Genomic DNA, 26,615 nt, shown 5'->3' on the forward strand with positions numbered 1-26,615 from the left:
ATTTCCTCGCCATGACGACTTGGGTACCTGCAACAACGCCTGCTTGCAATGACGGATAAGCCGAACCACACAACAAAAACTAATATAAAAATAATTTCTTTGGGTGCTTACTAATTTCTTCATTTACATTATTACTATGGTGATGATAATTAGATTGAATTGTTATTAAATAAGCATTTATTGCTTTAGAAAATTCTTCAGTTTTATAACGAAAGAAATGGTCAGCTCCATTGATAATTTTATAATCAACTTTAATATGGGATTGTTGCTTAGATAATCTATTTGCTAGGTCTTTTACATCATCTGCCGATACTATACTATCATTATCTCCCTGTAATATAAATCCTGGAATAGGACAAGGTGAGAGGAATGAGAAGTCATATTTATGAATTGTATTAACCGGCGGTGAAATAGCAATAAAATGATTTATTTCCGGACGTCGCATTACAAGTTGCATAGCTATCCATGCTCCGAAAGAAAATCCTAATATCAGATTAGACTGAGCATTTGGGTTATTCTGCTGTAACCAGTCGAGAGCTGCCCCCGCATCAACCACTTCACCGACTCCGTTATCAAATTTACCTTGTGATCCCCCTACTCCTCTAAAATTAATACGTAAGACTGTATAACCGTTATCTGCTAAAATCTTATAGGCATTATAAACTACTTTATTATTCATATTACCCTCATATAAAGGATGAGGATGAAGAACTAATGCAATAGGGGCGTTAGGCGCGGTAGCTTTTACATATCTTCCTTCAATTCGTCCTTCCGGACCGTTAAAATAAATTTGTGGCATAATTATTCATAATATTTAATTTGTTCGATATGATATTTTACCACTTTTTCTTATTAGTGCAACTATTCTGAATTAAAATATGAGTGTATTGACGCATGCCGCCATATATACTAAAATGTGGTCAAATCAGTTGGATGTAATTACAAAGAGCGAGAAGCGCAGCCTATAATAATCGGAGAGCGACGAGAGACTATGTAAGTGAATTCAAATCATTTGACTATAGCGGATAATAATAACTGAATGGAGCTATATTCAGTAGATATTAGATTACGCGTTTCAGCAGATATAAAACTTGAAGCAACAGAAATATTTAAGCAAATGGGGATGACTATGTCAGAAGCCATGAGGATATTTTGCTAACTCAATGTATAAATGGTTTGCCTTTCAAACCACATATTAAGATTCCTAATGAAAAGACTATAAAAACTTTTGAGAATACAGATAAGCAAATTGGTTTAACTATCGCAAATAATACAAAAGAAATATTTAATAAGTTAGGCACCTAATTTGTATCATCATTACAAACGACTAAAAAGCTTGTTGTACGACTTCTATGTCATTCCTGCGAAAGTGGGAGTCTAGAAAGGATCACCTTAATACTAGTATAAAAATTACAGATTATTGACAAAATAAACCTAAAAAAACAAGTTTTTTATAGGTTTTACTGGATTCCCGGTTTCGCGGGAATGACATATAAAGATTATCTAAGAAAATACTGCTCGCTCCACTGCATCTACGCTATGTTGCACTAAATCCTTAGCAATTTCTTTAGTAATCATCTTTTTTAGACCGTTTTTAAGTTCTTGTCTAACACATCCAAGCATTTGCGGTTCTGCTACAATAATCAATTCCTTATATTTAGCTTGATCAGCAGTAGTTACTTTCTCTAAATGTTTAATAACGCTCCGTGCTGCTTCTTTATGTGCTATATCTTTTAGCGAAGTATGCGGCTCAAACAACGAAGCCGGTGTAGATTTATTTTGGTAAAGGCTTTGTCTTTTTTCTCTATGGTGGTGATGCTCCTCTAAATCCAAAGATAATTTTAAAGGTGTATTAGTAGTAATTTTAACTCCTTGAGCGTCGTAAAGCATCATTTGCTTACTATCGATAACCGCAATTAATTTTAACGCTGTTGTCCTGACCATAAATACCTCCACAAGAACTAAGTTGTAATTTTATGATAATACTAATTATTGTTAAAACCTAATATTAATTTAATAATTTTTGCTTTTCACTGTTAATAATTTGCTCAACCTTGTCATTAAGTATACGTACGTCTGTTTGCTCTATTTCTTCTTTTTCTATTACACCTATAATCTTTATCTTTATAGTTCCAGGTTGCTTAAACCAAAAACCTCTAGGCCAAAATAAACCGGCATTATGAGCTATCATCACAATTGGAACTTTAGTAATTGAAGCAAGCTTTACGGCACTTGGTTTAAATTTTACCGTTCTATCAGGCGGAACTTTAGTTGATTCCGGAAATATTATTAACCATAATCCTTCTTTTATTTTTTCCTGACCTTCTCTTAAAATCTGAGCAACCGAGCTATTAGTACCACGGTCAACTGCAATAGGTTTAACCATCCGAAGTCCCCAACCAAGCAGGGGTATATTAAATAATTCACGCTTTAATACCCAAGAATGTTTAGGAATAATCAGTTGCATAAACATTTGATCCCAAAAGGATTGGTGATTAGACACGACGATTGCAATAGTCTTCGGTAATTTCTCAAGCCCCTCTACTTCATATTTTAAACCGCAACAAATTTTTGCAAGCCACACAAAAGCATAAGAAAAGATAATGGCAATTCTATATCTTATTTGATAGTTGACATTGAAAAATGTTACTGGTATGTAACATATAAGAAAAAAAATAAATGTAAATAACGATAATAATCCGTAAAATGATAAAATTCTTAAACGCCACAGCATAATTAAGATAATTATATTAATAAAAATGGTATTTATAACATAATTTTACAATGAGTAAAATAAAAAGGTATTAAATGAAAAAAACTGTTCTTTCCGGTGTGCAAGCAACCGGTTCTTTACATCTCGGTAACTATCTTGGTGCAATTAAAAACTGGGTTAAAATGCAGGAAGAATATAATTGTTTTTTCTTCTTAGCAGATTTGCATGCTATCACGGTTGATATTAAGCCATCAGAACTTAACAATTCAATTATGGAGGTGCTTGCTGTTTATTTAGCAGCAGGGCTTAACCCCGACAAAGTAACGATTTTTGCCCAAAGTATGGTGAAAGAGCATACTGAACTTGCTTGGCTACTAAATTGCGTTACACCGCTTGGATGGTTAAAGCGCATGACGCAATTTAAAGATAAAGCAGGTAGCGATCAAGAAAAGGCGTGTCTTGGGTTATTTTCCTATCCGGTACTTATGGCAGCGGATATCTTAATATATAAAGCCGATATAGTGCCTGTAGGTGAGGATCAGAAGCAGCATTTAGAGCTAACAAGAGATATTGCAGGGGTAATAAATAGAAAATTTAACAAAGAAATTCTAAAAGTTCCTGAGGTTTTAATTAGTGAAACAGGCACAAGAATTATGAGCTTACGGGATGGATCAAAGAAAATGAGTAAATCTGATATTTCGGATTTTGCCCGTATCAATTTAAAAGACGATAACGATCTTATTCATCAAAAAATAAAAAAAGCCAAAACCGATCATTTAAGTTTTGTTAGCTATGATCAAGAAACAAGACCGGAAATTAGTAATTTATTAGATATTTATAGCAGTTTATCCGAAGAAAGCTTGGAAAAAATAATCGGTAATTATCAAAACCAAGGTTTCGCAAAATTTAAAGAAGATTTGGCAGAAATTATTATTACAAATCTACAACCGATACGTGATAAGTATTTAGAATTAATGAATGATAAAGGATATTTATTAAAAATACTGCACAAAGGAGCAGAAAAAGCAAGAATTAGAGCTTCTGAAACGGTTAATGAAGTGAAAGAACAATTCGGATTTGTAATTTAGATTCATATATTGCAATATTTCCCTTGAAATATATAAGATTATTTGGTATGAATCTTCTTGGATAGGTGGCCGAGTGGTTTAAGGCACTAGTCTTGAAAACTGGCGTACGGGCAACCGTACCGTGGGTTCGAATCCCACCCTATCCGCCAGCTCAGTTTATAGTAGTATTATACCCTTTTATTTGCTTTATAGTGCTTAGTATATTTTCTAGTAAAATCCTAATCATTTTTTGATAAGGCACATGTGCAGTTGCTGCTTCTGATTTAAAAAATTCTACGCTCTCTTTACTTAAAGACATGGTTACTTTTACTGAATCACCTTTTAATAAAAGTTCTCTAGGATGTGGTAAGAAATCTTTTACTATTTTTACTTCCCCTATTTCCCCATCAGTGTATTTTATCTCTTGCTCATAAATTCTCTTGCCTTTACGCCAGTATCCTGCTCCAAAAATTCTTATATGATTACCTCGGAACATAAAACGGACTGTTAAATATTACCATCAACTTTACCTAAACAAAAATATCTTTTTTCTGTAACACTATGGTCTACATCTTGAAGGATTATCCTTTTGATATCTAGAAAAGCTTTCATAAAAGCTTACGTTATGCTACCAATATTAATTTTATTTTTTTCTTCATCCCATTCAAAAGAAGAATGCATTTTTAGCCTTTAATCGATTAATTTAATAATACTTAGCTCTATACTAAATGTCCATATATGTAATTTAAAATCACTATCTTTACTAAATTCTAATAGACCTTCTAAATGATTTTTTTGTATAGAAGAAGCAATTTTAACTTCAAATGCATCATTATTTTGAAATATAAAATCAACCTCATATCCTTCTTTAGTACACCAATAAAATAATTCATCTCTTTTGTTGTTTAAATATTTATAAGCTATTAATTCTAAGAATACATAATGCTCAAAAGATTTACCAGCATCAAACCCTGTCATTTCCTGATATTCATATTTCCTTAGGTAATTTGCTAAGTGCGGTATCGAAAAGGTAAAATTTAGGCATTTCCGTAATAATTCGCCTTTTGCTAAGTGATCTATACGGATAAAGATGATATCCTAAATATATATCTTCTAATATTTCAAGATATGTTCTAACGGTTTTTGCATCAACACCGCAATCTCTTGCTATATTACTATAATTTATCATCTCATCGTTTGAAATGCCTATAATCTCTAGAAACCTTGCAAGTGCTTTGCGTTTTCTTAAATTTGCTTCACAAACTGTACTTCAGGTAAAATATAGTCATATAAATAGGACGCAAGATATTTATGAAGCTTTTTTGATGCAATATAATGATCAGGTATTAGTCCATGATTAAAAATTTTATGCCAATCAAGCTCTTTTATCTCAGAATAGCATAGAGCAGCAAAAACATATATCTCCAAGCTCTTCTGCCAAGTAAATTGCTACCTGTTGATTTTAAGAGTCTAGTACTGGAGCAGCAAAGGATAAATTGTAAAGCTTTATTAGATTCTATTAAATAATGAACCTTATCTAACAGTAAGGGAATTTTTTGCACCTCATCAATAATAATAGTTGAGATGCCGTCTTTTGACTTCAATTCTTCTCTTAAACGTTCAGGATTTTGAAAGTAAACTTTATAGGATATCAGCTTGTAATAAATCTATATATATCCGGAAAACGTTGTTTCAGATATGTTGACTTACCAGTTTTACGTGCTCCCCACAAACAACAGGACTGTCCTTTTGATAATTCTAAGTCTAAAAATCTTTGTATTGTCATGATAATATCTTGCAAATTTAGATATTTTATGGGTTATCTGTAAATAAATTGTAATTAGCAAGTAAAGAGCTTTTTTAGCAAAAATTGATAAGATTTTTGATAGGGTGTTATTCATATTTCAAAAAAATCTTATAATGTGCAGCAAAAAAGAATTAAATTATCGATTAAAATTTATTTACAGATAGCTTCTAACATCATTTTAGCGGCTTTTATGCCTGCTTCTGTTGAAGTTTTTATATTGGTAGTTTCGGTATGGAAAGTTATTTTACTGCCATCAAGGTTACCGAGCATAAAATTGGTTTGTATATTAGACATCTTCCCAAACTCTACTTCTAGGGGTAATTTGTACGTCAATCCGGTACTCGCATCTGTGCGATTGCTTTTGTACGCTGCGGTGGCAAGTGCTTCTGTGTTTCCTTCAAATACCTCCCTATAAGCGAGTTTGGAAAGATGTCTAGGATTTGCATCTAGATATTGTGAATAAGCAGCAATCGGGGTGCGGCAATTAGCATCTAGATACTCTAAAAATGCTCTTTCGGGTTTTATGAGCTCAAAAGTGGGAAGATGATTAATTTGGTTGCATATCTCAAGCATAGCATTATCATCTTTTCTAATCTCAACTGCAATGACTCCCTGCCCTATACACGGTAACATCTGTGAATACTCTATCAAATGGCAATACTCCGGATTAAACACCTCTAACCTTTTAAGACCTGTATATGCTAAAATTGTTGCGTCAACTTCGCCGGTCATTAGCTTTTTTATTCTTGAATCAACATTCCCTCTAAAAACCGTTACCTTTAAATCCGGTCTTATTTTTTGGATAAATGCTTTTCTTCGTACTGCCGAGCTACCTATTACGGCATTTTGTGGCAGCTCTTCTATAGATTTATATTTTAGACAAACAAAAACATCTCTGGGGTCTTCACGCTCTAAAACAGCAGCTATTACTAGCGGTTCAGGTATTCTACCCGGTACATCTTTTAAAGAATGAACAGCTAAGTCAATTTTTTTATCAAGCAAGGCTTGCTCTATTTCCTTTAAAAATAAAGCTTTACCGCCTATATCGTATAATGGTTTATTTTGGATTAAATCCCCGCTAGTAATAATCGGCACTATTTCACAATTGACATCAGGAAAAAATTGTTTGATTTGCTGAATAACTAAATTAGTGTGTATTAAAGCAAGTGGACTTTTTCTTGTACCTATTCTGATAGAATTTGTCATTTGTTTTCTACTATTTCAAAAGGGCTAGTAAAACTTAAAACATTACTGTTTATAATTACTTCATGATTCATAATAACTGGATGATTTACTTCTCCATGCGCTATTCCTACTGCTTTATAAGTTCCAATATTTTGAATATGATTTAAACAAAAACTTTTTATAGCTTGTTCTACAAACTCATCCCCTTTAGTAAAATCACCAAAGATTATTGCCTTTATGCGTTCAAATATACCGGTATTTTTTAATTGAACTAGATTACGATGTACGGCATAGGCTTTTTCATTAACGTCTTCAAGCAATAGAATTTTATTGTCATCCCCGTGGAAACGGGGATCCAGTATTATTTTTTCTGGATTCCCGCTTCCGCGGGAATGACATAAAGAAGCATAGGAATGAGAATGAATTTGCAAACCAGTACTAATCAATTGAGTTAAAACCGTTAAATTCCCGCCTGTTATTGTACCTGTTATATTTTCCTCACTAATTTTCTTTATAGGTATAAGTTGTATTTCACTCTTTTCTCCTTTAAGAACATTTATTATAGGCATAATATCCTGATTAGTAGGCGGTAGTAACGAAGTTAACACTGAACCGTGAATAGTTGGGATATTATAATGGTTATTTAGTAATAAATGCAAAACGGTAATATCGCTATAGCCTATCAGGACTTTATCCCCTTTTTGTTCTATATTAAAACAATCTTCTACAAATTCACTGCATCCACATCCGCCACGAAAAGCCCAAATTATTTTAACCTGTTCATTTTCCATAGCTTCAAACATTCTTAACCTTTCCTCTTTAGAAGCAGCGAAAAAAGGCAATGCATCACCTGAAAAAATCTTATCATCTACTAAAGTTTTAAAACCATGCAACGCTAGTATTTTAATAGCTTCCTTTAATTTATCTTGTGCATCTAGACAGCTTGACGCCGGTTCTATAATTGATATAAAATCTTGTTGTTTATTAAAAATAATTTTTTTCATAATAATGTCATACCGTGGCCCTGCCACGGTATCCGGTAAAAATGTTAAAAAATGCGTGTTATAAGTTGTTTTTTGGATACCGTGGCGGGCACGGTATGACAGCAAACAGTACTGTATTCCTGTGCTCAACGGAATGACATTTTCAATTACAAAGGCATCGTAAAAATAAAAGTAGTCTTTCCCTGTTTATCGTTTTCTGCCCAAATTTTTCCGGCGTGCAGTTCTATTACTTTCTTACATAATGCAAGTCCTACTCATCTACCTCCTGCCGTACGTGTTTTAGAGCTTACGACAAATACACCGAATATACTCTGCAATTCCTCTTTCAGTACTCCTATTCATCGTCTTTTATACTATAAAACAAGATATCATTTTCTTGCATGTGTAGATCAATTTTTATTATTCCCTCACTACAATAGCTGATAGCATTTATTATTAGATTATCGAATGTGTGTTTAATATAATGAGGATCACAGTTAAAATTGAAAAGAATATAATTATTATATTCTTTTCAATATCAGATACAAAATTTAAGATTTTGCCGTTTAGATATAATTTCTTACATATTTTAATCCTTTCATGTAGCAATTCGCTTAAGTTTATATCTTTTTTATTGAGTGCATCATTAAGACTGGATAATTTTGAAAAATCTAGAATATTATTTATCAAGCTATTTAATTTAATAGAGCTTTTAGCTATAACCTCTACTGCATTGCGACGCTGATCTTCATTAAATTTATCATAATTAGCCCATAAGGTTTCACCAAGGCTAATAATACCGGTTAGCGGCGTATTGATTTCATGGTTTATATTACGTAAGAACTCATGTTTCAAATCAAGTAACTTCTCTAATTCCTACTCTCTATAATTAACTCTATTACCTAAAGGAGTATTTTTTAGGTTAACTAATTTTTCTTGCTCCTGCCTTGGTTTTAAGCATACTATTAAAAGGCTACTAAATAAGGTTAGGAATATACTACTTTGAATTGAAAACTACCTATGCTAATTAATAACTTCTCATCCATAAAATATTTATAAAGCTCTATACTAGCAAACGTAACGGTCATAAGTAGTAAAGTAGCTTGCCACCTGAATATCGTTGCAATTATAAGTAGGTTAATTATCAAACACATTAATTGCAGTTGATCAAAACTAACTTGATATAACAAGTAAACTACCGAAAAATATTAATATAACGAAAGTAGCCACAAACCAAGATAAAGATATAATATAATTCTTTTGAAACTTTAAAGACCATAAAGGATAAGTAATTAATATTGCAGCAGTTATAAGTGTGGTATGGTAAATAATATTATATATCTCCAAATGGTTCATTATTCTGCTACCTGATGTGATATATAAAGATGAGAACATCGATATTAAAATAAATATACCGACATAACTATAAGTAATTTCTTGATTTGGTAGGGTACTTTCCCAATATTTAAAGATGTTAAAATTCTTAAGATCACGAAATAAAGTCAAACCTTTTCTTTCTCTCTCTTGCCTGATTATTTTAACGGTTAGCGGCTCTTTTAAAGAACTAAACCCTCCGGGTTGCTTTAAAATATAATGGCTTCCAAGAAAAAAGAATAAATTTACAATAGTTGCGGATAGTATCGGATAAATACCTAGAACTGCTCTTAAAGAAAATATTTGCCACAATATAATAGTTAATATTGCAGTAATCATAACGATAAAAAAACTTTTAGCACTTGATTTAAAACCGTATATTAACAAAATTAACGGCAAAGTGATTAGCGGTAAATAGATACTAGTCAATAATAAAAATAGATTTATTAAATCTTTAGTGTAGAGCGATATAATAAAACCTATTAATCCTATAGTAGCGGTTATATAATTATAATTTAATGAAGCTTTTTTAATTATGTCATTAGTAAAAGTTACCACTGCAACGTTAATATAAGAGTTTGTACTTGCGATTATCATTGCCATAATAACGCCGACTATTAACCCCTTAAATCCTATATAACTTTTAATGATTCGTAAAAACAATTCATTGGTGTTAACTACCGGATCTTGAGACAATAATAATATAACGCTACCGAATATACTAGGTAATAAGTACAATAATCCGTCCGTATATATTCTTGAATTATCGATTAAAAAAGTACTAGTACTGATCCAAGTAGCAATAAGAGTTGCGACTATTGTACCTGTAGAAAAATTCCTTGTTCCTATCGCATATTCGCAAATATTTTTTATATTTGTGATATTTAGAAGTCCAACTAGCAAATTAATCGCTAAAAAGCTAGTAAAAATAAGGAGATCTATATTTGGCATAGATTTAAGTTATAGGGATTTTCTATGCAAATAATAATAAAGATAAAAAAAGAAACAAACAATATTTTTGTGGAGTTAAAAAAGTATGTCATTCCTACGAATACACATGGGTGTCATAAGACTCGATGTCATTCCCGCGTAGGCGGGAATCCAGTACTGCAAAACTTTTTAAAAGATTTTTTTTAAAGCTCGCTTTATGCTGAAATTCCTGCTTCTGCGGACATGACATAAACGAGCCATGCAATAAGGCCGCTTTTAGCTAGGAATGACATACAATACTCATTTTTATTCATAAAGATTAAACTGCTACTGCCCTGACCTAATGATTCTACAGTATAATCGTTATTATACCAAGTTGTGTACTCATCAAGTGCATTATGACAATCATTGTCATCAACTATAGCTGTTTTTTTCTCTTCTCATACATCTGCTGCCGTTTTTATTACCTACCATCTTGATACTTGGATCAAACGGTGGCTTGTTTCCTTTATTTAATAATGCTTTTAGAGTTGGCAGTTTTGGGTTGCTAGCATTATACTTTTGAATTGTTTAAAAATAATCTATGGCTAGGAGCAGCTGCATCTTGAGTACACTGAAGATTTACATTACCGCCATTTTTTATTAAAGTTTCTACGATTTTAGTAGCGTTATAATCGCTATACCAATCAAGTGGTGTTTTACCACTCTTATCATAGAAATTTACATCAGGTTTTGTATGCGTATTTTTATGCATTTTTCTAAGAAGTTTTACTATTTTTTCTATTATAGGCTCAGCTAAAGATTTCAGTTCTTTAAAATTGTTGATTAACAATGTTTTTGCTTGACCGGATGCTTTTGAAATATCTTGTTTAATAGACCATATTATATTACCAAGCGTAGCAATCATATTATTACCGCCGGTAGAATTTTCAAGATTACACTTTCCTAATGTTTTTTCTACTAATTCCTTTACATTCATTATTAAAGTTTTAAAACCTGCTTGAGCTAAATATTTATGACCGTTATCAGACATTTTAGATATTGTATTTTGTATTTGTAAAGTACCGGTAGCTAATAAATTTAATATATTATTTGCTTCAAGCGAAGGATTAACACCAAATTTAACTAGATTCTCAATTATTTTATAATATTTATCCATTTGAGTTTGAAATAAACTTATATTTTGATTACTCGGATTATTAGTAATAAGCGGATATTTATTGTAGAATATAAAGCAATATGATTATCTTGACCAAGATCATTAATATCTAAACCTAATTGTGTAAATTTTTCAATTTGTGTCTTACGGAAATCATCAGAAATATGCGACTCCATAGCAACACGGAAAAAATTATGAATTTGTGCTTTCTCAGTTGAAACAAATTTTGCCATAAGTGCAGGGTTATGATGAAATACATCAATAACATTGGAGCTATTACTCCAAATACCCCATTCAAGTATAGTATTACCGTTTGTATCTTTCTTATCCCAATTAGTGTCAGGGATGAGGATCATTTTGTTTAATATCTGTACAGCAATATTTTCTAAAACATTTTTAACATTCTGATCTTATTGTTGAGGTATTAAACTACAAAGAGCTTCAAAAATATTAAGCTTGTTGTTAACATTAGTTCTGTTTAATATAGCCGGTATTAATTGTATGTTTCCTGAAGTGAATAATTGAAAAGGTGTATACATAAAAGTCTCCAATTTATATTTTTTTTATAAAAAATACCATGAAATATGGTTTGTATCTTTTGTGTCTATTTATAATAATAATACATGAAAACTTGATAAATGTCAAGTAATTATTAAAAAATTAACTATTATTTAATACCAAGGTGCGAGAGATAAGTTGATTTTAATCCCTTTAACTGTAACATCAGCTTCTTTATCGGCAAGATATTTTTCTTCTCTGATTAAGGCAATTGCTTTATTGTGATAACTTGAGCATATTACGCCGATTTTATTGTTATCTGCGAGTATTTCTTCATCTTTAACTAATGAAGATAAATCTTCATCTGCTGTAATTTTATATATCTTTCTTCTTATAACTCCTTGATATTTAGCCCTTGAAATCACTTCCTGCCCGACATAACAACCTTTATCAAAACTAATTGCATTTAACTCCTCAGCACCATACATATTTGGAATAGATTTATCTGTGATTAAATCTTCCACACCATCTATTATTGCAAAATTATATTTATCTTCTAGGTATATTGGATTCCCGTTTTCACGGGGAGATGTTGTTGAGGGGGGCGGTTCCCCCTCTATCACCCTGTGGCTTGACCACGGGATCCAGTCTTTTGTAATTATTGTCTGGATACCGCACAGCGGTATGACATCGAGCTTATTTATTGAGCGGAAACCAAGCTTAGCATAACGAGGATCACGAACCGTAATTAGCGAGTCTATATCTAATTTTTGAAGTGAGTAGATAACTTTATATTCGTTACTACAATCTATTACTTGTATTTTTGAGCGAAATTTATAGAAGTTTAAATACTCTATCAAAGCAGCTTTATTACTTTTATCAATATCAAGGTAAATTTCTTCAGGGTTATGAACATACACGAAAAAATCAAATAAATATCTTCCTTGATTATTAAGCAAATAAGTATAGCAATAATTATAGTCAATTGATTTGGACTCGCCTACTGCATTACTCGTCGTCTCGCCTATTATTATAGGCTTCGCTCCTCGCTCCTTGTATCCGAATTCAACTGAATTGACTATACTCTTACAAATATCGTTAGTAATGAGATTTTGTAGGAACTTTACGGAATCGAAACCTATTATTTTGATAACTTCTCTATTACTTAATATTTCATACATAATTATAATATTATTGACTTTATAGGTTCCTAACTACTATACTCTAAATTTATATAAATTAAACTTAATAATCATGAGATGTTCATCTTACTGTACTGCTTCCGAATATAAGATGAGTGATCTAGTGACTAATTTAAAAAAGATTGGTCTTGAACCTCAACATTTTGATGATGTTTTATATATTCGGAAAGAGATAAATAAAGATTCTGATTTTATAGAGATATTTTTCTTTCCGTTTGGTTGTGTAACTATTTGGGGCGGCGATGAAATTCAAGAAAAAATAGTTTTAAGCGATACTGATTTAGTACCAGTAAATAAGCTTAAAGAGCCGGTATCCGATTATATTTATTTTGAATATAATACGGAAGTCAAGAAAACATTTATTGATGAAGAAAAAAATAAAATAATCTTAGCAGATAAATCAGTTTTTGTTAAACTTTCTATTTCCCATGCTCTTGCACAATCGGTTAAACTTAGCGTTCTTGAGCAATCTGTTAGTAACTTGATTGTTCAGACAACCCCTATACAACAGGAACTAGCTAGAACCGGTAGCGTATCGCTTTCTAAAAAGGAGATATTACAGCAAATAGGTATATTATTTAACGAGCGTTATTCAATCAGTTTGCATAGCGATATATTCGATACTCCAGAATTTTTTTGGCGTCGTCCGAGTTATGAGCCTCTATATCTCATGACAGCAGAGTTTCAAGACATAGAAATACGGCAAAATATAATGAATCATCGTCTTAATATGATTCACGAGCTTTTAGACATTCTTTCAAACGATCTTAATTATAAACATTCCACCAAACTTGAGTGGATTATTATTATTTTAATCGGTCTTGAAGTGGTGCTGTCGTTATCTCATACTAATCTTTTCTTAAAAATTATCGGAGCTTTATAAATAGCTTCTATGCAAATTATCGATAATCAAAAAATATTAGAAGAATTTTGTAACCGGTTAGCAAATAAGGCATGCTTAAGCATAGATACGGAATTTGAGCGTCGCTATACTTATTATGCTCAGCTTAGTATAATTCAAGTTAAAGCAGAAGAATATTGCGGAATAATTGATGCATTAAGCAATTTAGATCTGAATATTTTTAATAAGCTGCTTGCAGATAATAATATTACTAAAATATTTCATGCTCCTCGTGAAGATTTAGAGATTTTCTATAATTTATTTAAAACACTACCTGCTAATGTTTTTGATATACAAATTGCAGCAAATATTTGCGGATTCGGTAAACAGCTAAGCTATGATGACCTTTGCTATAAGCTAATCGGTATTACTATCGATAAAACCCACCAAAAATCTCACTGGCTAAAACGCCCTATTACTAGTGATATGTTAAATTATGCAATGTTAGACGTGGAGTATTTGTATAAGATATATAAAGAGTTAAATAATATAATTGTTAGAAATAATTTAACTAATAAATATCAAACTACTCTTAGTGCTTTATTAGATGTTAGAAATTATAAGGTTGAGCCGAAAGATGCTTGGAAAAAAATAAAATATGGAAGTGATGATAAGAGTTTTAATCACAAAATTCAAATGCTTGCAGCTTATCGTGAAGAGAATGCACAAACTATAAATATTCCTCGTAAGCATTTTATTTTAGATGAAGATTTAATAAAGCTTAGTAAATACCCGCCATTGAATCATAAGGATTTTAAAAATCTAAATTTAAAAAGCAAATATTTACACAAACAAAAATATAAAGATGAAATAATAAGTTTGTGTAATAACTTATAAGAAAAAAGCTATAAATCGAATAACTTGTAGCCTATTATGAATAGAAAAAAATTAGCCAACTAATGTAACTTATATCTCACTATCTTATACTACTTTGACATATTCGTTGTATACATAATCAGGCAAGTTACTAAAGGCCTGGGCTAAGTGTCCCTACTAATGCTAATTGAAAGCAAATATCTCCAGTCTGAGTATCGCCGGATATTTGTCCTGTTTCTAGCCACTCTCCAACTGCTTGTGCAAAAAAAGCAAAAGGTACACCGATCAATACGACAATTTTTTTATTATATCAACCATTTTACCCTAAGTTGATTTTTATAATTAAATATAAATTAATATTTTATACAATAAAAAGTTAAGGTTATTATACCGAAATCATAAATTTAAGCTTACGATCATGAGATTCAATCAGAAAATTATCTATTAATTGTTCTTTTAAACAAACTCCGGCGGTTAATATATTTCGGTTATTATTAAGATATCGGTCAAAATGTCCTTGGCCGTATCCAAGTCTATAACCCTCCTTACTAAACGCAAGTCCTGGGATAATCACTAACTCAGGAATAAAAAAATCATTATTTATAGGTTCATAGGTTTTAAAAGCCCCTAAAGCCAATTGATCGTTATAATGATAAGAACAATATTTTATCTCATTTTTTATGATTTTCGGTAGGAAGAATCTTATTTCAGGATGTAAGTTTGTTATTTCAAGTAAGTTAATTTCGTATTTTAGAGGAAAGTAAAGTCCTACTGTCTTTACTTTTAACTCCTGTAATAATCGGCTAATTTTATTGATTAGAGAGTTTTTGACTAAATCGGAATTAATCTTATCTTGGTTTTTTATTAAAAATTCTTTGAAATAAAGACGCAGCTCTTGTTTGGTCATAAATATCCTTAAATTCGTCATTGCGAGCGACTGAAGGCCTTGTGGTATGGCGCGCTTCATCTCTGTCATCCCACGACTTGTTCGTGGGATCTAGTTAAAAATACTAATATTATTAGTATTGTGAGTGGTTTTACTGGATACCGTGGTCAAGCCATGGTATGACACCGAACTGGTTTTTCAAGCCATGCAACAACGCCGCGACTGCAAGGAGCGTGGCAATCTCATAAAGCAGGACGCTTGAGATTGCTTCGTCAAAACTTACAGTTTTTCCTTGCAATGACGTAGAAATATATCAAATATTAATAGTCCTCTTATCTACACTAAGTGCTGCCTCTTTTATAGCCTCGCTTAAAGTTGGGTGAGCGTGGCAGGTTCTTGCTATATCTTCTGAAGCTGCTCCGAATTCCATATAAGCCGTAAGCGCGGCAATTAATGTACCTGCATCAGCTCCTATAATATGAGCTCCTAAAACCCTATCGGTTTTACTATCGGCAAGGATCTTAACCATACCTTCCGTACTACCGATTGCTCTTGCTCTACTATTTGCTAAAAACGGAAACTTACCGACTTTATAATTAATGCCTTTTTCTTTTAGCTGTTCTTCCGTTTCACCGACGCTTGCTACTTCAGGATAAGTATATATTACACTTGGAATTAAGTTATAGTTAACATGTCCTGCCTGCCCTGCCATAATTTCTACGGCAGCTACAGCCTCTTCCTCGGCTTTATGAGCAAGCATAGCTCCTTTTACCACATCACCGACTGCATAAATATTGGAAACTGCTGTTTGGAACCGGTCATTAATCTCAATGCTACCTTGCTTATCCGTAATAATACCGACAGACTCAAGCCCTAGATTTTGCGTATAGGCTTTTCTGCCTACCGCCATCAACACAACATCGCTTGTTACTACTGAACTCTTACCGTCCTCCTCTATTGTTAGATTTACTTTTCCTGACTTTACTTCAGCAGATAGCACTTTAGTATTCAGTTTAAACTCTATACCTTGTTTTTGCTGTAGTTTCATAAATTGTGTAGCAATTTCTTTATCAAGCATAGGTACAATGCTCGGTGCATACTCAATAACCGTTACTTTAGCTCCCAAACGACGCCAAACTGAACCAAGTTCTAAGCCTATATACCCTCCGCCTACTACTATTAAGTTCTCAGGTACTTTAGAAAGTTTCAAAGCACCGGTAGATGAAACAATAAATTCTTCGTCTATTTTGATATTCGGTATTTCTATGACGCTGGAACCTGTAGTAATTAGGATATTTTTGGCTTTAATTTGCTCTTTATTTACTTCAACGATATTACTAGAACTAATTTTAGCTTCACCTTTTATCCTAGTAACTTTGTTTTTGGCAAAGAGACTTTCTATACCTTTTGTGAGATCAAGAACTACTTTATCTTTATTAGCTAGCATTTTTTGTAAGTCTAGTTTTACATCCGCAGTAATACCTATATTCTCAAAATGTTTTAGAGCTGCTTCATATTTTTCGGAAGAATTAAGTAAAGCTTTCGATGGTATGCATCCTATATTTAAACAAGTGCCGCCAAGAGTATCGCTTTTCTCAATACACGCTACTTTCATACCAAGTTGAGCAGCCCTAATACTGCCTGTATAACCGGCTGGACCGCTACCTATTACCACTAAATCAAATTCTTGCATATTTGTTTGACCTTAATAAATTGTTGGATCGTCATTGCAAGCAGCCATAGGCTGCGTGGCAATCTTGTCAAATATCCTGAGATTGCTTTGTCAATTACTTACATAATTTCCTCGCAATGATGTAATACTGCTAAAATACACCACTATCACCTTTATAACAACTTTAATCTTATACTATTCTTATTTGGTGAAGCAATAAAACTAATTAAATGAATATTATCTTCAAAGCCGTTTTTATAATTTTGTAGTAAAGAAAACATCTTTTTAGAAATAGCATAATTATGACTAGCATTTAGTGAATTTGCCTCACCTATATTTTTTATTTCTCTCATTAAAGCTAAAGGATTATCAAATTTTAGCTCTATATTTTCATAGTCAACAATTACTTCGGCAAATCTTGCTTGCGAAAATAAAATCGGAACATGAGCAAAATGAATAAAAGGAGCAATATGAGGAGAGTGCTTAAAATCACTTGCTATTTCGGCATCTATTAAGGATTTACGTAAATTCTTTAAGCTATTTCCTCCGACAAAATTACCGATAAAAATACCGTCAGACTTTAAAAATATTCTTATATTAGATAAAAAGCGTTGTACATCATTTATCCAGTGTAACCCTAATGAATAAATAATTAAATCAAAAGAGTCTTTTGGCAATGCTAAATCTTCATCATCGATTAATAATTTATGATTATGCTCAAAAGAATCAAGCAATAAAGGCGACATATCTGTTACGGTAATATCGGCACTTCGATAAGCATTTTTTAGTAAGCTCGTAAGATAACCGCATTTAGCCGATATTTCTAGAATATCCGAAAAATCCTTATCAATCATCCCTAATCGACTTATTATATCATTAGCTGCATGCTTGATAAATAAGCTGTTACTTATCGCCTCTACTGAATTATTTCGGTGATTTTTTAGCTTTAGTCTGTTGAATATATAATCTTCTCCTATCTTGAATTTTCTCTCCTAAAATTGTTGGTGGCGGTCGAGAAATAAAACCCCCTAAAAAATCTCCTAGCAAACTATTGTGAACAAGTTCTCTCTGTCTTGCAGTGCGAATATCATCCCCTTTAACTCTATCTAGCCCTTCAAAATTCTCCTGAATATCTACAATTATAGGTTTCGTATTGTTATTATTAGGTGATAAAGATTCTAAACTCAACAGGCTTTTTTATGTAGGATTTAAATCCGAAGTTAGATCAAAATGCTCTAAGTAGATAGGTTTTAGTTGTTTATCATTACTAGAAACTTTTTTTCTTTCTATCGCTGAAACATTGTTCTCGGTCTTATTAGATTCTCCTAGAGATACTTATACACAACAATACTAATATAAAATTCTTTAACATAAATAACCCTGTATATTAACAGTGAGTATACATTAATCAAGTACTGAAATAAATTAAGGGAATTATATACTTGTATAACCTATATTTTCTTTTTATTTACCTAAGATGTAAATTCAGACATACTAAACACTTCTATTAAATTACTGCCAACTTGATCCTTGAAACATTTCAAGGCTTCTTTTTTATATCCATCACCATCAATTATTATTATAGTATCATAAATTCCTTGTTTTTTTATGTTTAGCACAAGATAAGTATATTTTTCATCAACCGATCCTCCTGATTGTTGCCACTTAGATTCTATAACTAGGCAATTAGGGTGACGTTCTGGATGATATAATATAAAATCGCTATCTGAATTTGAAATAAAATATACACCTTTCTTATGTAATGCTCTGCATTTTTCATAAAGCTTAACCTGATCTGCCTCTGTAAAGCCAAGCTTTGTATATTTTGTAAATGAAGTATTATTAATAGGTTGATATGACGGGTCTATATAAACGAAATCTTTAGGCTTAGGCGCAATATTGCTGAAATCCTGATATATTATTTCAACATTTTGTAAAGCTTTACTACACGCAAGCAAGTATGTTATCCTTATCAAGAATATTAGGATTCATATAAGCTCCCATCGGGACTTTGCACTCTCCTTTGCTATTTACTCTATAAAGACCATTATAACAAAAGTCTTGTTAAGGTATATGAAACGTGTTGCTATCTCAATAGGGTTATCGCTATTTGCGTTCTTTCTAACAGCATAGTAATAATCTTGAGAGTGATTAGCTTTATGCTTAGCTAACAGCTCAACTAATGCTCGAGCTTCATCCTTAACTGCCTTGTATGAAATCTAAGTTTATATCTGATATAATAGCTTTGTCTGGAACGAGTGCAAAAAAAAGTGCTCCTCCTAAAGGCTCATAATGATTATTGTAACTAGCAGATAAGCGTAAGCACAACTCTTTGATAAGGCTTCTTTTTCCCCTGTCCATTTTATAAATTTTATAAATGGTTTAGGGATTTTGTCTTCTGCAATCTCTGGAGAATTAATTTTTAACGGAGCTTGACCTATCATTGCTAAAACCTCGTTAAAAGATAATTCTCCGTTTTTAACTACCTTGAGTTTCATACCGACCTACCAAGGCTTTATAAAATAAATAATTACCTGTATTTAAAAGTATAGCATTAAACATATTTCTTACATTATAGTTTTTATGGTTGTACCTAAATACAAACTCGTTTAAATATCTCTCTATGTGTTTTTTTCTAATAGAATTAAGAGTCCGATTATACCACGCTTAAACAACGCCCAAAAGCTTTCTATCGTGTTTGTGGACACAGACTCTCTTATATATTTACCTAAGTCGTGATTTATATATTCATGATTATATAACTTTTCTAATACCTTGTAAGCTCCCCATTCATCAGATAAAATAGTTGACCCTATTAGAATATTATTTATTGCAATTTTTTCTATGGTCTTTGAATTAACTTTTGTTATAACTTGAGCCTTAGCGTTACCGTTTCTCTCTATCATGCCGATTACAACGGTTGTTGTCTTTGTGCTGCCACCTTGTGTACTTTTAGTTTTTTTATTTTGATGTTTGTTCTTTTCTTTACCACCAATATACGTCTCATCTATTTCTACAGTGCTTTTTAAAGGAATACTAAAACTTTCTAGTTTAGTCACTTCTCTAATCCTATGAAGCATAAACCATGCAGTTGTTTGGGTAACATTAATATCTCTTGAAAGCTGTAACGATGATAAACTTTTTTTTGCGTAGTAACTTGTAAAACTGCTGTAAACCATGTCTTTAAAGAAATCTTACTATTTTCAAAAATTGTGCCAACTTTGATACTAAAACGCTTTTTACATGCCTAACATTTGTGATTCGTTCCATCTGCATAATGAAAAATCTTTTGGTTGCCGCAATACGGACAATAAGCTACGTTAGCCCAACGTATATCAGTAAAATAATTATGCACTTTTGTTCAGTAGGTAATTTTTCGAATAAATCAACAACACTTTTAAAATCTAACACTTAACTATACTAACACAATTTTATATAAAATTATCGAAACAATTTAGGTTATACAAGATATATAGTTGCCTTAATTAATTATTTCTAAAGATATTATCTTCGTATTTTTTTCTATAATATATTTTGTAATTCTCATTTCTTATATCATTAAACCATTGGTCTTGTTGTTTTTTAATATAATAATTTAGGGAATTAGATTTACTTTTACTAGTTTGAAAATTATCTTCACAAAATTTTAAAAAACCTGATATTAAAGTTTCTACTCCATTAGTCTCAGATTTTTTCTCAAGAAATTGCATAGAAAAATTAGTAGGATTATTATGTTTTAAATAAAATTGTTTATATTTCTCACGAATTTTATTTTCTTTTTTTATTTGTTGTTCTGAAAAAGATAATTTTTCCTCTAATAATTTATGAATTTCGGTACAATCGCTCCAAGGTAATTCTATTATTAATTGCTCTTCCTGATATTCAAAATTATCTTGAATATTGTTAAAATCGGCATTTACTTTTACCGCACTTACTAATATTAAAAAACATGTAATTAATTTAATATTCATAGAATTAATTAATTTTAGCAGGAACCGGTATCATAATACTACTTCTGTATCTTTTATTGCCACTAAAAAGTGATTTTTTTTGAACTTTGTTATTATTTACTGGAATTGTATCTTCTAAAGCCCCTTCATTATTATTTAGATAACTATGTAAGGATGCTTTATAAAGAGCCATATTACTTGCTATTTTAACTACATCTTGTTTATATTTAAACCCTAAAGAATGTGTAGCCGAATGATAATGAGCTATCGCCTTGTGCCAACTCCCTAGCTGATCATATTTTGAACGCAAAAATTCTGCACCGTAACGAATGTTATTATTTGGATCAAATGCCTGTTCAAGGGAATTAAAAGCCCCTAAATGATGCCTTAAGTTAATCTGCATGCATCCGATATCAATACTCTCTCGCCCTTTTATAAGCTCTACTCTAACAAAACTTACGGCTTCTCTTTTTGTGTTAAAATAATAGCCTTTTCCTTCAACATTTACTGTCCAAGGCCATACTACTGTAATTTTACGGGTTGTATGTTTTTTCCCCGATTCTTTTAAAGCTATTGAATGTAACGTATTAGATGGGATATTAAATTTTTTTTCAAAGTAAGGAAAAAGTTTTGAACATTTAAAGGATTCAGCTATTTCAGGATCGGCAATAGCCGGCTTAGAGAAGAGGATAAAGGATAATAATAGGAGTAGTATGGTTTTAACGTCATTGAGAGGAAAATTACAGAGTAATTGACGAAGCAGTCCAGTAAACAATTCTGATTTACAGAATTTTTTTATCGTTTTGCTGGATTGCCACGCTCCTTGTAGTCGCTCGCAATAACAATTTTGGCATAATTCCCAAACCATACCGGCAACGCTAAAATAACTTGAGTTACAATAAGATAAACTAGCCTACCATAACTTATCTTACGAAGCAAGGGAAGTTATAGCATGTAAGAGGTAAGGATTTAAGCTAAATCCCAAGCAGCATCATTAGTGTTTTGAGGATTACCTAATATATCGGGTACCATATCCAACAAATTATTAATATCGCCTCCTGTCGCTTGCAAAAGATTACTTACTTCGACATTAATTAATGTTACTAAATCCTTAGCTTGCATACCTAAAATAGTATCTTCTGTACCGCTCTCTCCTCTATTAGAACTAGTAGAAGGTTGTATATGTGGTATTTCCTCTCTGTTAGCGTGAGCAGTTGCTTGATGAACCAAAGCTGCAAGTTGTTGATCGTTAAGATTATTTTGTTCCTTTGACATTTCTGGAGATATAGTAGAATCATCCTCAGATAGATCAATTAGATCTTTTTCTTGCAATATAGAGCTTGTATCCACACTATAGCTTAAAGCTTAACATTGAAAATCATCATCTTTAATTACGCTTTCATACCATTTTTTATGTTCGTTAGCTGCATGTTTTGCATTTTCATTATTTTTATAATTATTTGGAATAGCGTATAAGCCGTATCCTCCTTTATTTGCTTCGTCTATTATGATTTTAGCTATCTTCAGTTCATCTATACTTAAGTCAATATTTTGTTTCACTTTGTTTAAAAGAAGTTTCAGTATCTGATTGCCTTGTACTGCCCCTTTATTATTTTCCCAGCCTCTTATTAAACTACAATAATCTATACCTGATGTTTTAGCATGCTCTAATACTGCTTTTATAGCTTTCCTTGATTATTAGCTTTTTCATTTTCACCTTGCTGCTCATCTTTAATAGCATTCTCAGCCCATTTAGCAAGTTGAGCATATGATGCTAGCTCCCCTACTGCATTAAATATGGATACATGTTTACCTGGATAATCTATAATCTACTTTTGTAATTATTTCAGATAGATCAAATTTTTGAACTAATTTCGGTAATTCAACAAGCAATTCATCATAATATGGTTTGTTTAAACTCCATTCTCTTCCATTTTGCTTGATTTCATTTATGGTTTCCTGAGTAAAGTTATATAATGAATATTTATTCATAATTTGATCCCTTGGTAATTATTGGTTAAATTTATAGTTAAAAACCACGAAACATGGTATTTTTTAAAAATGCTTTAAATTGTTAGGTCCTGTACACTTGATTAATGATTATAATTTTGAGATGTTTTTTAGCAAAAATTAATAAGATTTTTGCAGAAATAGTTATTCATATTTCAAAAAAATCTTATAATTTGCAACTAAAAATGGCCATAATTATGATTATTCTATTACAAGAGTACAGAACCTAATTGACTGATTAAATAAACATGTTTATTATCAATCCAAATTAAATGTAAAAGTATATTTTATGAAAGTTGTTAGCTCATTAAAATCGTTAAAAAAACGTGATAAAGATTGTCAGATCGTTAAAAGAAGAGGCAAAATTTTTGTAATAAATAAAAAGAATAAAAGATTTAAAGCAAAACAAGGTTAATTAATCATTTGTGGAGAAAAAAAATATACTCGATGAACTTGAAAAATTAGCTACGTCGTCTTTGTAAGTCCTCGGATGCTGAGTGTTTATTATATGCTCCGCTCCTCGGTTTGCAGACTCCTTGCTCTTTTTCCAGTTGATCTTCGTATATTACTTTTCATTTTACTTCAGAGTATATAATACTACTTTTGAAAGAAAAGAAATAAATATGGCCGGTCATTCAAAGTTCAAAAATATTCAGCATCGTAAAGGGGCTCAAGATAAAAAAAGAGCAAAAGTTTTCACTAAATTAATTCGTGAAATAGTTACTGCAGCTAAAACCGGTTCTTCTAATAACCCTGAAAATAATCCACGTCTTAGAAATGCTTTAACCGCTGCACGTAGTCAAAATCTCCCTAAAGAAAGAATAGATAAAGCTCTTAATAGTGCTAATGAGTCTTCTAATAACGAAAATTATACGGAAATTAGATATGAAGGTTATGCACCGAATGGTATTGCTATAATAGTTGAAGCTTTAACCGATAATAAAAACCGCACTGCTGCAGAAGTACGCTCTAGTTTTACTAAATATGGTGGGAGTTTAGGCGAAACCGGTAGTGTCAATTATTTATTCAACCATTGCGGAGTTATTCAGTATCCAATAAATATAGCATCTAATGAAGATGTTTTAGAGGCAGTCATAGAGGCCGGGGGGCATGATATTATATCCGATGATACCACCCATACAATCTATACGGATGTTGAAAATTTCTCTAAAGTGCTAGACTTTTTCACTGGCAAATACGGCATACCTGAAGATTCGTATATAGGCTGGATCCCATTAAATACAATAATTATAGATGATAAGGAAAAAGCCGCAAAATTACTAAAGCTTGTGGAAGTTTTAGAAGAAAGCGATGATGTGCAAAGAGTTTTTGGGAATTATGAGTTATCTGATGATGTTTACGAAATAATACAAGGAGAACCATGACTTATAACGATGCAAATTATCAAATAATTATTTTAGCAGCAGGTAAAGGTACTAGAATGGAGTCCGATTTACCGAAAGTAATGCATCAAGTCGGTGGAGTTCCAATGCTTGAAACGGTATTAAAAAATTCGCTTAACGTTACAAATGATGTAATTATAGTGTATTCAGAAGAACTTAAAAAACATTTAATGCCCTATGAAAATATGTGTCGCTTTGTACTGCAAGCAGAACCTAAAGGCACAGCTCATGCTACTTATGCAGCAATAGATTTAATTAATAAAAATAAAACAATATTAGTTTTGTACGCTGATCATCCTCTTATTACTCCAAAACTTATGCATGAATTAATAGCTTATTTAAGCCTTACTAATTCTGCATTAGTGACTTTAAGCTTTGAGAGAGCAAATCCGGGTCAATATGGGAGAATATCTACTGATAAAAATGGTGAATTTTTAGAGATAATCGAACATAAAAATGCAAGCGCAGAAGAGAAAAACATAAAGCTTTGTAATTCAGGTATTATGGCTTTCAGTAGCGAAATTTTAAATAAATACTTACCTTTATTTGCTACTAATACTAACGGTCATAAGGAAGTTTATTTAACTGAAATAGTAAAAATATGTAAAAATCACGGTGAAAAAGTTTCATATTTATTATCTACTGATCATGATTTAATTGTTGGTGTTAACACTAAAAATGAGCTAGAAGAAGCTAATAATATTTTTTCTCAGAATAAGTCTTAGCTTTGTCGTATGGATACCCGAGTAGTCATTGCAAGCGACTAAAGGCTTTGTGGCATAGATTGTTTTATGTCATTCCCGCGAGAAACCGGGAATCCAGTAAAACCTATAAAAAACTTGTTGTTATAGGTTTATTTTTTGGGATCCTCGCTTCCGCTGGGATGATATCGAGTAGGCTTTTTACTCTATGCAACAACATCAATACCTTGTGAGAATGACATAGGAAGCCATACAGGCAATGCTAAACATTTGGGAGAGATGGCCGAGTGGTTTAAGGCGCACGCCTGGAAAGCGTGTTCACGGCAACGTGTCGGGGGTTCGAATCCCCCTCTCTCCGCCAGTTCAGTTTATTGTATACTCGCATGATTTCAAGAATTGAATTTGTTATCAAATGGTGAGTGTGTACAGTTTATACTTAATAAGTGAGTACGTGAATTCATGCAGATAACAAAGAGCAATTCTTAAAAGCAGAAGAGTATGTTATGCTCGTTTATTTTCTTTATAATACTTAGTATATTTATCTAGTAAAGGAACATGTGCAGTTGCTGCTTCTGATTTAAAAAATTCTACGCTCTCTTTACTTCAAGACATGGTTACTTTTACTGAATCATCTTTTAATAAAAGTTCTCTAGGGTGCGGCAAGAAATCTTTTACTATTTTTACTTCCCCTATTTCCCCATCAGTGTATTTTATTCTCTTGCTCATAAATTCTCTTACCTTTGCGCCAGTATCCTGCTCTAAAAATTCTTATATGATTATCTCGGAATGTAAAACGGACTGTTAAAATATTACCATCAACTTTACCTAAACAAAAATATCTTTTTTCTGTAATACTAACTTACCATGCTCTAGTCTGGACAGTTAGCCAATTTTTGTAGTTTATCGAACCGGAAAGCCCAATAGTAATCAAGGTTTCCACTGTCGAGTATTTAAAAGTTTCATATGCATTTGTTATTACATTTATAAAGTCTAAAAGCTTTTTACAAAGCTTATCGTTTACTAATTACCTCATATTGATAGTCTTTTAATTTCTATTTTTACTTTTATAATAAAAATAGTTGTATATTTATATTGTTTTTTTATTACAGCTGTAATTTTATAAGTTACAATTATATACCTAAGAATCAATTAATTTATATTAAGTTATGACTCATAAAGATTTATCACATTTAACAGAAGAACAAATCAAAGATTTAATAAAACGTTATTATAACTATGAGAAAATAGCTAAATTAGAAGAATTTAATGTTAATGTATCTCCCAATAGTTTAGTTAGTTGATTTCCGCTTGTTACGCATCATAAATTATTCTGTAAATACTACCGAGATACAAATTTA

Annotated in this window: 38 protein-coding genes, 2 tRNA genes and 3 pseudogenes; 11 read left to right on the forward strand and 32 right to left on the reverse strand. The window is 31.7% G+C overall.

Annotated elements, in window-relative coordinates; all coding sequences use genetic code 11:
• Positions 1–79 precede the first annotated feature (79 nt).
• Positions 80–799 carry an alpha/beta hydrolase gene (locus tag RSA_RS03800; RefSeq protein WP_012150898.1) on the reverse strand — a complete coding sequence of 240 codons (720 nt, stop codon included), beginning with the start codon at positions 797–799 and terminating at the stop codon, positions 80–82.
• Between the two features lie 240 nt (positions 800–1,039).
• Between RSA_RS03800 and RSA_RS09515 the strand changes: the two genes are divergently transcribed.
• Positions 1,040–1,159: a type II toxin-antitoxin system RelB/DinJ family antitoxin gene (locus RSA_RS09515; RefSeq protein ID WP_014364781.1), complete on the forward strand. Its 120-nt coding sequence runs from the start codon at positions 1,040–1,042 to the stop codon at positions 1,157–1,159.
• Positions 1,160–1,176: 17 nt separating this feature from the next.
• Positions 1,177–1,305: a hypothetical protein gene (locus RSA_RS09520; RefSeq protein ID WP_012262417.1), complete on the forward strand. Its 129-nt coding sequence runs from the start codon at positions 1,177–1,179 to the stop codon at positions 1,303–1,305.
• A 198-nt stretch (positions 1,306–1,503) separates the two neighbouring features.
• Here RSA_RS09520 and RSA_RS03815 read toward each other — a convergent pair whose 3' ends face one another.
• Positions 1,504–1,944: a host attachment protein gene (locus tag RSA_RS03815; RefSeq protein ID WP_004998294.1), complete on the reverse strand. Its 441-nt coding sequence runs from the start codon at positions 1,942–1,944 to the stop codon at positions 1,504–1,506.
• Positions 1,945–2,008: 64 nt separating this feature from the next.
• Positions 2,009–2,734: a lysophospholipid acyltransferase family protein gene (locus tag RSA_RS03820; protein ID WP_012262415.1), complete on the reverse strand. Its 726-nt coding sequence runs from the start codon at positions 2,732–2,734 to the stop codon at positions 2,009–2,011.
• Positions 2,735–2,808: 74 nt separating this feature from the next.
• On the opposite strand from RSA_RS03820, the gene trpS reads away from it, so the two are divergent.
• Both trpS and RSA_RS03830 read left to right on the forward strand, forming a co-directional pair.
• Positions 2,809–3,801, forward strand: a complete 993-nt coding sequence (gene trpS, locus RSA_RS03825; protein WP_012150895.1) for a tryptophan--tRNA ligase — start codon at positions 2,809–2,811, stop codon at positions 3,799–3,801.
• Between the two features lie 59 nt (positions 3,802–3,860).
• Positions 3,861–3,950, forward strand: a tRNA-Ser gene (locus tag RSA_RS03830).
• Between the two features lie 2 nt (positions 3,951–3,952).
• On the opposite strand, the gene RSA_RS08490 is transcribed toward RSA_RS03830, so the two are convergent.
• The 13 genes from RSA_RS08490 to RSA_RS03885 form a co-directional block, all read right to left on the reverse strand.
• Entirely contained in the window at positions 3,953–4,276 is a 324-nt protein-coding gene (locus RSA_RS08490) for a hypothetical protein (protein ID WP_012262414.1), read from the reverse strand.
• A gap of 194 nt (positions 4,277–4,470) precedes the next feature.
• Positions 4,471–4,758 carry a DUF4143 domain-containing protein gene (locus tag RSA_RS03840; RefSeq protein WP_014364783.1) on the reverse strand — a complete coding sequence of 96 codons (288 nt, stop codon included), beginning with the start codon at positions 4,756–4,758 and terminating at the stop codon, positions 4,471–4,473.
• 10 nt (positions 4,759–4,768) lie between these two features.
• Positions 4,769–4,984, reverse strand: a complete 216-nt coding sequence (locus RSA_RS03845; protein WP_395164779.1) for a DUF4143 domain-containing protein — start codon at positions 4,982–4,984, stop codon at positions 4,769–4,771.
• A gap of 181 nt (positions 4,985–5,165) precedes the next feature.
• Positions 5,166–5,384, reverse strand: a complete 219-nt coding sequence (locus RSA_RS07585; RefSeq protein WP_231284200.1) for an AAA family ATPase — start codon at positions 5,382–5,384, stop codon at positions 5,166–5,168.
• 353 nt (positions 5,385–5,737) lie between these two features.
• Entirely contained in the window at positions 5,738–6,793 is a 1,056-nt protein-coding gene (hemC, locus tag RSA_RS03855; RefSeq protein ID WP_014364785.1) for a hydroxymethylbilane synthase, read from the reverse strand.
• A complete protein-coding gene (locus RSA_RS03860) occupies positions 6,790–7,776 on the reverse strand; it encodes an LD-carboxypeptidase (protein WP_014364786.1) in 987 nt (328 codons plus the stop codon). The genes hemC and RSA_RS03860 overlap by 4 nt, the downstream gene beginning before the upstream one ends.
• A 146-nt stretch (positions 7,777–7,922) precedes the next feature.
• Entirely contained in the window at positions 7,923–8,003 is an 81-nt protein-coding gene (locus RSA_RS10465; protein ID WP_075807953.1) for a hypothetical protein, read from the reverse strand.
• Positions 8,004–8,211: 208 nt separating this feature from the next.
• The gene (locus RSA_RS08940) at positions 8,212–8,610 is read right to left on the reverse strand and encodes a sensor histidine kinase (protein WP_014364787.1); all 399 of its coding nucleotides are present in this window, start codon (positions 8,608–8,610) and stop codon (positions 8,212–8,214) included.
• A gap of 131 nt (positions 8,611–8,741) precedes the next feature.
• A complete protein-coding gene (locus RSA_RS09530; RefSeq protein ID WP_231284201.1) occupies positions 8,742–8,945 on the reverse strand; it encodes a hypothetical protein in 204 nt (67 codons plus the stop codon).
• On the reverse strand, positions 8,929–10,080 hold the full coding sequence (locus RSA_RS08945) for a hypothetical protein (RefSeq protein ID WP_231284202.1): 1,152 nt from the start codon (positions 10,078–10,080) through the stop codon (positions 8,929–8,931). The genes RSA_RS09530 and RSA_RS08945 overlap by 17 nt, the downstream gene beginning before the upstream one ends.
• Positions 10,081–10,612: 532 nt before the next feature.
• On the reverse strand, positions 10,613–11,218 hold the full coding sequence (locus tag RSA_RS03875; RefSeq protein WP_012150939.1) for an ankyrin repeat domain-containing protein: 606 nt from the start codon (positions 11,216–11,218) through the stop codon (positions 10,613–10,615).
• Between the two features lie 17 nt (positions 11,219–11,235).
• On the reverse strand, positions 11,236–11,574 hold the full coding sequence (locus tag RSA_RS03880) for a hypothetical protein (protein WP_012150940.1): 339 nt from the start codon (positions 11,572–11,574) through the stop codon (positions 11,236–11,238).
• 315 nt (positions 11,575–11,889) lie between these two features.
• On the reverse strand, positions 11,890–12,897 hold the full coding sequence (locus tag RSA_RS03885) for a CAF17-like 4Fe-4S cluster assembly/insertion protein YgfZ (protein ID WP_014364788.1): 1,008 nt from the start codon (positions 12,895–12,897) through the stop codon (positions 11,890–11,892).
• A 112-nt stretch (positions 12,898–13,009) separates the two neighbouring features.
• Here RSA_RS03885 and RSA_RS03890 point away from each other — a divergent pair, with 112 nt between their 5' ends.
• Positions 13,010–13,801, forward strand: a complete 792-nt coding sequence (locus tag RSA_RS03890; protein WP_012150942.1) for an RMD1 family protein — start codon at positions 13,010–13,012, stop codon at positions 13,799–13,801.
• A gap of 9 nt (positions 13,802–13,810) precedes the next feature.
• Positions 13,811–14,656, forward strand: a complete 846-nt coding sequence (locus RSA_RS03895; protein ID WP_014364789.1) for a ribonuclease D — start codon at positions 13,811–13,813, stop codon at positions 14,654–14,656.
• Positions 14,657–14,786: 130 nt separating this feature from the next.
• Here the strand turns inward: RSA_RS03895 and RSA_RS07605 are convergent, their stop codons facing one another.
• The 15 genes and pseudogenes from RSA_RS07605 to RSA_RS03955 form a co-directional block, all read right to left on the reverse strand.
• Positions 14,787–14,924 carry a hypothetical protein gene (locus tag RSA_RS07605; protein WP_012150944.1) on the reverse strand — a complete coding sequence of 46 codons (138 nt, stop codon included), beginning with the start codon at positions 14,922–14,924 and terminating at the stop codon, positions 14,787–14,789.
• A 96-nt stretch (positions 14,925–15,020) separates the two neighbouring features.
• Positions 15,021–15,542 (reverse strand): 5-formyltetrahydrofolate cyclo-ligase, encoded by a 522-nt coding sequence (locus RSA_RS03900; protein ID WP_012150945.1) that lies wholly within the window; start codon positions 15,540–15,542, stop codon positions 15,021–15,023.
• A gap of 292 nt (positions 15,543–15,834) precedes the next feature.
• A complete protein-coding gene (gene lpdA, locus RSA_RS03905; protein ID WP_014364790.1) occupies positions 15,835–17,214 on the reverse strand; it encodes a dihydrolipoyl dehydrogenase in 1,380 nt (459 codons plus the stop codon).
• Positions 17,215–17,366: 152 nt separating this feature from the next.
• Positions 17,367–18,086, reverse strand: a complete 720-nt coding sequence (locus tag RSA_RS03910) for a methyltransferase domain-containing protein (RefSeq protein WP_269208633.1) — start codon at positions 18,084–18,086, stop codon at positions 17,367–17,369.
• A 31-nt stretch (positions 18,087–18,117) separates the two neighbouring features.
• Positions 18,118–18,565: pseudogene (locus RSA_RS10280) on the reverse strand (hypothetical protein).
• A gap of 100 nt (positions 18,566–18,665) precedes the next feature.
• Positions 18,666–19,151 (reverse strand): PD-(D/E)XK nuclease superfamily protein, encoded by a 486-nt coding sequence (locus tag RSA_RS06830; RefSeq protein WP_196792859.1) that lies wholly within the window; start codon positions 19,149–19,151, stop codon positions 18,666–18,668.
• A pseudogene (locus RSA_RS10470) lies at positions 19,138–19,206 on the reverse strand (DNA methyltransferase); the annotation flags it as partial. The gene RSA_RS06830 and the pseudogene RSA_RS10470, both read right to left, overlap by 14 nt.
• A gap of 266 nt (positions 19,207–19,472) precedes the next feature.
• Positions 19,473–19,691 (reverse strand): hypothetical protein, encoded by a 219-nt coding sequence (locus RSA_RS03925; protein WP_014364794.1) that lies wholly within the window; start codon positions 19,689–19,691, stop codon positions 19,473–19,475.
• A gap of 123 nt (positions 19,692–19,814) precedes the next feature.
• Positions 19,815–20,372 carry an IS1595 family transposase gene (locus RSA_RS03930; RefSeq protein ID WP_014364795.1) on the reverse strand — a complete coding sequence of 186 codons (558 nt, stop codon included), beginning with the start codon at positions 20,370–20,372 and terminating at the stop codon, positions 19,815–19,817.
• 68 nt (positions 20,373–20,440) lie between these two features.
• The gene (locus RSA_RS10475; protein WP_155114716.1) at positions 20,441–20,548 is read right to left on the reverse strand and encodes a transposase; all 108 of its coding nucleotides are present in this window, start codon (positions 20,546–20,548) and stop codon (positions 20,441–20,443) included.
• A 130-nt stretch (positions 20,549–20,678) separates the two neighbouring features.
• Entirely contained in the window at positions 20,679–21,164 is a 486-nt protein-coding gene (locus RSA_RS03935; protein WP_012719801.1) for a DUF2532 domain-containing protein, read from the reverse strand.
• A gap of 4 nt (positions 21,165–21,168) precedes the next feature.
• Positions 21,169–22,011, reverse strand: coding sequence for a lytic transglycosylase domain-containing protein (locus RSA_RS03940; protein WP_014362891.1), 843 nt, complete (start codon positions 22,009–22,011; stop codon positions 21,169–21,171).
• A 101-nt stretch (positions 22,012–22,112) separates the two neighbouring features.
• Positions 22,113–22,493: a hypothetical protein gene (locus tag RSA_RS03945; protein WP_041472346.1), complete on the reverse strand. Its 381-nt coding sequence runs from the start codon at positions 22,491–22,493 to the stop codon at positions 22,113–22,115.
• A 15-nt stretch (positions 22,494–22,508) separates the two neighbouring features.
• Positions 22,509–22,703, reverse strand: coding sequence for a hypothetical protein (locus RSA_RS03950; protein ID WP_012150955.1), 195 nt, complete (start codon positions 22,701–22,703; stop codon positions 22,509–22,511).
• A gap of 249 nt (positions 22,704–22,952) precedes the next feature.
• Positions 22,953–23,135, reverse strand: coding sequence for a hypothetical protein (locus tag RSA_RS03955; RefSeq protein ID WP_014362890.1), 183 nt, complete (start codon positions 23,133–23,135; stop codon positions 22,953–22,955).
• 307 nt (positions 23,136–23,442) lie between these two features.
• Here RSA_RS03955 and ykgO point away from each other — a divergent pair, with 307 nt between their 5' ends.
• From ykgO to RSA_RS03975, 4 genes are all read left to right on the forward strand, one after another.
• Positions 23,443–23,568 (forward strand): type B 50S ribosomal protein L36, encoded by a 126-nt coding sequence (gene ykgO, locus RSA_RS03960; RefSeq protein ID WP_004998227.1) that lies wholly within the window; start codon positions 23,443–23,445, stop codon positions 23,566–23,568.
• Positions 23,569–23,776: 208 nt separating this feature from the next.
• Positions 23,777–24,538 (forward strand): YebC/PmpR family DNA-binding transcriptional regulator, encoded by a 762-nt coding sequence (locus tag RSA_RS03965; protein WP_012150957.1) that lies wholly within the window; start codon positions 23,777–23,779, stop codon positions 24,536–24,538.
• Positions 24,535–25,281, forward strand: a complete 747-nt coding sequence (locus RSA_RS03970; protein WP_014364796.1) for a sugar phosphate nucleotidyltransferase — start codon at positions 24,535–24,537, stop codon at positions 25,279–25,281. Before RSA_RS03965 ends, RSA_RS03970 begins: the two co-directional genes overlap by 4 nt.
• 249 nt (positions 25,282–25,530) lie before the next feature.
• Positions 25,531–25,618 (forward strand) — tRNA-Ser (locus RSA_RS03975).
• Positions 25,619–25,758: 140 nt separating this feature from the next.
• On the opposite strand, the pseudogene RSA_RS10285 reads toward RSA_RS03975, so the two are convergent.
• Positions 25,759–25,983: pseudogene (locus tag RSA_RS10285) on the reverse strand (CopG family transcriptional regulator).
• Positions 25,984–26,423: 440 nt separating this feature from the next.
• On the opposite strand from RSA_RS10285, the gene RSA_RS10030 reads away from it, so the two are divergent.
• Positions 26,424–26,558 (forward strand): hypothetical protein, encoded by a 135-nt coding sequence (locus tag RSA_RS10030; protein WP_014362886.1) that lies wholly within the window; start codon positions 26,424–26,426, stop codon positions 26,556–26,558.
• Positions 26,559–26,615 lie beyond the last annotated feature (57 nt).

The sequence above is a fragment of the Rickettsia philipii str. 364D genome, from assembly GCF_000283995.1.
Lineage (GTDB): Bacteria > Pseudomonadota > Alphaproteobacteria > Rickettsiales > Rickettsiaceae > Rickettsia > Rickettsia rickettsii.